The 6,987-nt window shown below is 72.4% G+C and carries 5 protein-coding genes and 1 pseudogene; 3 read left to right on the plus strand and 3 right to left on the minus strand.

The genetic code is table 11. From position 1 onward, the window contains the following. A pseudogene (locus QR77_RS11585) lies at window positions 1–283 on the minus strand (4-alpha-glucanotransferase); the annotation flags it as partial. A 1-nt stretch (window position 284) separates the two neighbouring features. Next, window positions 285–518, minus strand: a complete 234-nt coding sequence (locus tag QR77_RS11590; protein WP_040021472.1) for a hypothetical protein — start codon at window positions 516–518, stop codon at window positions 285–287. Window positions 519–938: 420 nt separating this feature from the next. Here QR77_RS11590 and QR77_RS11595 point away from each other — a divergent pair, with 420 nt between their 5' ends. Then, window positions 939–3,935: a beta-N-acetylglucosaminidase domain-containing protein gene (locus tag QR77_RS11595; protein WP_040021474.1), complete on the plus strand. Its 2,997-nt coding sequence runs from the start codon at window positions 939–941 to the stop codon at window positions 3,933–3,935. Between the two features lie 115 nt (window positions 3,936–4,050). Here the strand turns inward: QR77_RS11595 and QR77_RS11600 are convergent, their stop codons facing one another. After that, a complete protein-coding gene (locus tag QR77_RS11600) occupies window positions 4,051–4,587 on the minus strand; it encodes an HNH endonuclease (RefSeq protein ID WP_040021476.1) in 537 nt (178 codons plus the stop codon). 294 nt (window positions 4,588–4,881) lie between these two features. On the opposite strand from QR77_RS11600, the gene QR77_RS11605 reads away from it, so the two are divergent. Both QR77_RS11605 and QR77_RS11610 read left to right on the plus strand, forming a co-directional pair. Further along, the gene (locus QR77_RS11605; RefSeq protein WP_040021478.1) at window positions 4,882–5,985 is read left to right on the plus strand and encodes a mechanosensitive ion channel family protein; all 1,104 of its coding nucleotides are present in this window, start codon (window positions 4,882–4,884) and stop codon (window positions 5,983–5,985) included. Between the two features lie 213 nt (window positions 5,986–6,198). Continuing rightward, window positions 6,199–6,987 (plus strand): ROK family transcriptional regulator (locus QR77_RS11610; protein WP_040021480.1); only part of this gene is annotated, 789 nt, incomplete at its 3' end.

Consider the following 6,987-nt stretch of genomic DNA (forward strand, 5'->3'; position numbering starts at 1 on the left):
GCAGGCCCGTACCGGCCGGGAGCGCGGTCAGCGCCGGGGGGAACTCGGGCTCACCGCCGTCCCGCGCGCCCCACAGCACCACGGTCGGGGGCAGCAGACGGCTCTCGGCGGCGGACTCCGCGTGCTTCAGCGCGTCGTCGAGCGCGGCGGCGGTCGACGCGTCGACGCCGAGCGCGGCGAGGACCGCGACCACCGTGTCGTCGGGGACCTGGACGTCCACGTCCGGTGCGGGTGAGTAGGAGGTGGCGACACCGTGCAGTTCCGCGAGCCTGGCCAGGCTCATTTCAGACTCCTGGGGACTCCGTGCCGCCGGCCGTTCCCGGCGCGGTCGGCTCACTGGTCAGCGGGGCACTGTCGGCGAGCGGGGGCTCGCTGGTCAGGGGGGCGGCGTCGGCGAGCGGGGGTTCACTTGTCAGCGGTCCCGCACCGAGATCAGCGATCGGAGGTTCGCTGGTCAGAGGCGCGGGAACGGTCTGTTTGGAAAGGGCCGAGAGGGGCGGCGGGGCGGATGCGGCCATGGCGCGGCTCCAGAGATAGATAACAGGACACAGCAGGCCTACCCAGCGGACGCGACCGCAGACGTGCGCCGCACGTAAACGTATGTGCGGTCATGCTGCCCGACCACCTGCCCGGTCACCTGCGTGGCCATGTGTGCGATCTGTGCGATGACATGTGCGGTTGCCTGTGCGGTTATCTGTGCGGTTACTCACTCGGTCACGTGGCCGATTACGACCTGTGACTGTGGTGTAGCACAGCGGTCAAATGCGACACAACGGCCACACGCATTGACACCCCGACCACGGGGGTGGTGGGCTCACTGCCCACGGAGACAACCACCGTCAGCAACCTTCAACGAAACCACGGGCACCACACCAGCGCGACACGGACGCGACACGGGCGGGACCAGAGCGGAACCGGAAGCACGAGGGGAGCCAGAGGTGCAGCTCGGGCGCAGGAAGCGGACAGCGACCGCCGTCGCTGTGGCGGTGATCGGCGGTCTCCTCGGCACCGCGCCAGGCGCGTACGCCGCGCCCTCCGACCCGGGCAACCCCGCGCTCAGCGCGCCCGACCGGGAGGGCCAGAGCCCGGTGCCTCCCGTCTGGCCCCGGCCGCAGACCATCAAGGCCGGGGGCCGGACGGTCCCGCTCGGGGACACGGTCACCGTCGTCGTGGGCCGGGGCGCCGACCCGTACGCCCTGCACGCCGTGACCGACCTGCTGCGCCAGGCCGGTGTCCGTACGGTCGGCGAGACCTCCTCGGCCGCCACCGCGCCCCCGGGAGCCGTCGTTCTCTTAGGCGGTCCCGCCGCGCAGGACGCCTTACGCACCCTCCGCGCGCCGGAGCGCGCGGACCTTCCGAACGGCGGCTACCGGATCGCGGTCGGCTCCGTCGGGGGACGCGACACGATCGCCGTGGACGGCCTCGGAAGCGACGGGCTCTTTCACGCGGCCCAGACCCTGCGCCAGCTCGTCACACGCCAACCGGGCGGCGGGCTCACCGTCCCCGGCGTTGTCGTACGGGACTGGCCCGGCACCGCCGTACGCGGGACCGCCGAGGGGTTCTACGGCACGCCGTGGAATCAGCCGCAGCGCCTCGCCCAGCTCGATTTCATGGGCCGTACCAAGCAGAACCGCTACCTCTACGCGCCGGGCGACGACCCGTACAGACAGACCCAGTGGCGCGACCCCTATCCGGCCGCTCAGCGTGCGGACTTCCGCGAGCTGGCCGAGCGCGCCCGCGCGAACCATGTGACCCTCGCCTGGGCCGTCGCGCCCGCGCAGGCCATGTGCATGGCCTCGGACAGCGACATCAAGGCGCTCAACCGCAAGATCGACGCGATGTGGGCGCTGGGGGTGCGCGCCTTCCAGCTCCAGTTCCAGGACGTCAGCTACAGCGAGTGGCACTGCGACAAGGACGCGGACACCTACGGTTCCGGCGCGGCGGCCGCGGCCAGGGCGCAGGCGCATGTGGCGAACGCGGTGGCGAAGCACCTCGCCGAGCGGCACGCGGGCGGCGAGCCGCTGGCCGTGATGCCCACGGAGTACTACCAGAAGGGTGCGACGACCTACCGGAGCGCGCTCGCCGGGGCGCTCGACGCGCGCGTACAGGTCGCGTGGACGGGCGTGGGGGTCGTACCCCGCACCATCACGGGCAGCGAGCTGGCCGGTGCGCGCAGTGCGTTCCAGCACCCGCTGGTCACCATGGACAACTATCCGGTGAACGACTTCGAGCAGGGCCGGATCTTCCTCGGCCCGTACACCGGCAGGGAGCCCGCCGTCGCCGGTGGCTCGGCCGCGCTGCTCGCCAACGCCATGGAGCAGCCGACCGCCTCCCGTATCCCGCTGTTCACGGCGGCCGACTACGCCTGGAACCCGCGCGGCTACCAGCCGCAGGAGTCCTGGCAGGCCGCCATCGACGATCTCGCGGGGCCCGACGCCAAGGCCCGCGAGGCGCTCGGGGCGCTCGCCGGCAATGAGGCGTCCTCCATCCTCAACGCTTCGGAGTCCGATTATCTGAAGCCGCTGTTCACGGATTTCTGGAACACCCGTACAGGTGACAAGCAGGCGAGGGACGCGGCGGCGAGCAGGCTCAGGGCCGCTTTCACCGTGATGCGTGAGGCGCCGGAGCGGCTCGCGATGGCGGCGGACGGCCGGCTCGACAACGAGGTACGGCCGTGGCTCGACCAGCTCGCGCACTACGGCGCGGCCGGTGAGCTGGCCGTCGACATGTTGCAGGACCAGTCCGACGGCGACGGCGCGGGAGCCTGGCAGGCGTCGCTCGACCTGGAGCACCAGCGCACGGCCATAAGCGCGGGCGCGGGCGCCGCGACGGTCGGCAAGGGCGTGCTCGACCCGTTCCTGGACAAGGCGGCCAAGGAGTCGTCCGTCTGGACGGGCGCGGACCGCGCCGCGGGCGGGTCCGACTCCGTCACCAGGACCGCGCAGGACTACACGGTCGCCGCCGGCAGGCCCCGGCCGCTCGCCGCCGTGAACACGATGACCGAGCCGGGTACGGGCGCCGGCGCGATGGTGCAGGCGCACGTCCCGGGCCAGGGCTGGCGCGATCTGGGCGCGGTCTCGACGACCGGCTGGACCCAGACGGAGGCGCACGGGCTGCGCGCCGACGCCGTACGGATCGCCTGGGCCGGGACGGGGTCGGGGGTCGCGGGCCCCGGCGGCGCCGCGCCCTCCGTACGGACGGTGGTGCCGTGGTACGCCGACGAGCCGGAGGCCAGCCTCCATCTCGTACGCGGCGAGACGGACGCCGAGATCGGCGGCGGACCCCAGCGGGTGCAGGCACAGGTGGCGGCGCAGCGGCCGGGCGAGGTGCGCGGCACGATCACCGCGAAGGCGCCGTCCGGCATCAAGGTCAGGACACCGGCGCGGACGACGGTGCCGCGCGGGCAGCGGGCGACCGTACCCGTCGAGGTCACCGTCCCGAAGGGCACTCCGGCCGGGACGTACGAGGTGCCGCTCGCCTTCCAGGGCGAGGAGCGGACGCTCACGGTACGGGCGTCGCCTCGCACCGGCGGCCCCGACCTCACCCGCGCGGCCACGGCTTCGGCGTCGTCCTCCGGGGACGAGACGCCCGCCTTCCCGGCGTCGGCGGCGATCGACGGCGACCCGGCGACCCGCTGGTCCTCACCGGTCCAGGACGGCGCCTGGTGGCAGGTGGACCTCGGAGCGCCGGCCCGGGTCGGACAGGTGGTGCTCACCTGGCAGGACGCCTTCGCGAGCCGCTACCGCGTGCAGGTCTCACCGGACGGGCGTACGTGGCGTACGGCGGCGACCGTCAAGGACGGCAAGGGCGGGCGCGAGGCGATCGGGATGGACGCGAAGGACACGCGTTACGTACGGGTCCAGGGCGACGCCAGGGGCACGCGCTTCGGGTACTCGCTGTTCTCGGTGGAGGCATACGCGGTCGCCGAGCAGTGACGAAGGCACTTACCGCGCCGAGGGACACCGAGGCATACCGAACCGCCCCCTGGCCCGCGCGTCGCCGTGCGGGGCCCGTACCGCTTCGGGCTCCGCACGACAAAGGCCCGGATCGTCAGGCGGATATGCCATCGATCCGGGCCACGGCGTCCTCCGCCCCATAGGGTTGGAGGTACGGCATCCAGCGAGGATCCCGGTGCCCGGTTCCGATGATCCGCCACGCGAGGCCGGACGGCGGGGCGGGTTCCTGATGGAGCCGCCACCCCAGTTCACGCAGGTGCCGGTCGGCCTTGACGTGGTTGCAGCGGCGGCAGGCGGCCACCACGTTCTCCCACGCGTGCTGCCCGCCACGGCTGCGCGGGATCACATGGTCGACGCTCGTCGCGGCCGAGCCGCAGTACATACAGCGCCCGCCGTCTCGGGCGAAGAGCGCCCGGCGGGTCAGGGGAACGGGTCCCCGGTAGGGGACACGGACGAAGCGCTTGAGCCGTACGACGCTGGGTGCGGGGATGACACGGCTCGCACTGTGCATAAAGGCGCCGGATTCCTCGAGGGAGACGGCTTTGTTCTCCAGAACGAGGACGAGCGCGCGGCGGAGCGGTACGACGCCGAGCGGCTCGTACGACGCGTTGAGGACCAGGACATGCGGCACGGATGCCTCCTATTACGCCGGCGGCGCGTGGCTCGCGCCGGGACGATCTGCTCTCAGTCTCTCCTCATGCCTGGCGGAAACGCCACCACGTCCAGGTAACGGCGTCGGAGTGTTTTGGACCACACAGCTCCGCTCTTCCCGCGTGAGGAGTGTCTCTCCCTCGAACACGGCATCGGACGAGCCGCATTGCCCCGTTAGTGTGGTTGGTCGGCCGGCCCAGCTCGCTGCGCCCGCCCTCGTCCGTGGCCGGCACCGGTGCCGGCCGCGGTCAGCCCGTATCTGGAGGTTCCTGTCGTGTCCTGGTCCGCCCTGTCGGCCGCCGCACCCTCGTCCGCCGACCCCGCCACCCTGGACGAGGCCGCCGACCGGGCCACCGACGCGGCGAGCTGGGTCGAGGCGAACTGGTCCACCTGGCTGAGTGCGGGCCTGCGGATCGTGCTGATTCTCGTCATAGCGCTGGTCCTGCGCACCCTCATCCGCCGTACCCTCACCCGGCTCATCGCGCGGATGAACCGCAGCGTCCAGGCGGTCGAGGGCACCGCGCTCGGCGGTCTGCTGGTGAACGCGGAGCGCCGCCGCCAGCGCTCGGAGGCGATCGGTTCCGTCCTGCGCTCGGTCACCTCGTTCCTGGTCCTGGGCACGGCCGCGCTGATGGTGCTGGGCGCGCTGAACATCAATCTGGCGCCGCTTCTCGCTTCGGCGGGTGTCGCGGGCGTGGCGCTGGGCTTCGGGGCGCGCAACCTCGTCACGGACTTCCTCTCCGGCGTCTTCATGATCCTGGAGGACCAGTACGGCGTCGGGGACACCATCGACGCCGGGGTCGCCTCCGGCGAGGTGATCGAGGTCGGCCTGCGGGTCACGAAGCTGCGCGGCGAGGGCGGCGAGATCTGGTATGTGCGCAACGGCGAGGTGAAGCGGATCGGCAACCTGAGCCAGGGCTGGGCGACCGCCGGTGTCGATGTGCTGGTCAGGCCCACGGAGGACCTGGAGCGGATCCGGTCGATCGTCACCGGCGTCGCCGAGAACATGTCCAAGGACGACCCGTGGAACGAGCGGCTGTGGGGCCCGGTCGAGGTGCTCGGCCTTGACGCCGTCCTGCTGGACTCGATGACGGTGCGGCTCACCGCGAAGACGATGCCGGGTCAGGCGCCGCGCGTGGAGCGCGAACTGCGCTGGCGCGTCAAGCGCGCGCTCGACGAGGCCGGCGTGCAGATCATAGGCGGCTCCGCGCTCCCGCCGGAGGAGGAAGCGGAGGACGACCCGTCGGCCGGCGTGGCCGCCCCTTCCGCCCTGTCGAACCCGACGTCCGCGCAGTCCCTGGCGGCTTCGCCGCTGGCCTCCCCGTCGGCGGGAGCCCAGAGCGCGAGCCAGAACCAGGGCCAGAACCTGTCGAAGTGAGCTGACGGACGGCGGGCGGCGGCGGGCGGCGGCGCCGGCCGGCCGGTTGCCCGCAGGTAACACTTTGGTTGCCTCCGGTGGCCGGAAGCGGACGGGTATTGACGCCCCGCTGACGTGCGTCTTACGTTCCTCCTACTGGATAGGAAAGTTTCCTAACAGTGTGCTCGCGGGTGACCCGCGGCGGACCGGGAACGAAGGGCAGGTGTACGCGACATGGGCGGACCATCCATACCGTCGCCGGGTACACCGAGCGTCCTGCGCGCCATGAACGACCGGGCCGCCCTCGATCTGCTCGTCGCCCACGGTCCCCTCACCCGGACCAGGATCGGCGAGCTGACCGGCCTCTCCAAGCCCACCGCCTCCCAGTTGCTGAACCGGCTGGCGGCAGCGGGCCTGGTGCGTACGACCGGCAGCCAGAGCGGCCGCCCGGGACCCAACGCCGTGCTGTACGAGGTCAACCCCGGCGCCGCGTACGTCGCGGCACTGGCCGTGGGCCACACCGGCATCAACGCCGCCGTCTGCGACATCACGGGTACGGTGCTCGGCTCCTGCCGGGTCGAGGCCGACGCGGTCGCCGACGACGTACGCCACCGCACGGCGCAGCTCGTCGCCGAGGCCGTCGACGGCGCGCTGAGCCTGGCCGGTCTCGGCCACGACGACCTGGCGAGCGTCGTGATCGGCACCCCGGGCGCGATCGACCCGGGCACCGGGCAGTTGCGCTACGCACCGCACCTGCCGGGCTGGCACTCCCGTACCCTGCTGGCCGATCTCGCCGAGGTGGTCGGCACCCCGGTCACCATCGAGAACGACGTCAACCTGGCCGCCATAGCCGAGCAGTACGAGGGCGCCGCCCAGGACCACGACGACTTCGTCCTCGCCTGGCTCGACCGCGGCGTGGGCGCCGCCATCGTCATCGGCGGGCGGCTGCTGCGCGGCGCCACCGGCGGCGCCGGGGAGATCGGCTACATGCCGCTGCCCGGGGCTCCGCTCGCCCGTGGCGGC

The sequence above is a fragment of the Streptomyces sp. 150FB genome, from assembly GCF_000818195.1.
Lineage (GTDB): Bacteria > Actinomycetota > Actinomycetes > Streptomycetales > Streptomycetaceae > Streptomyces.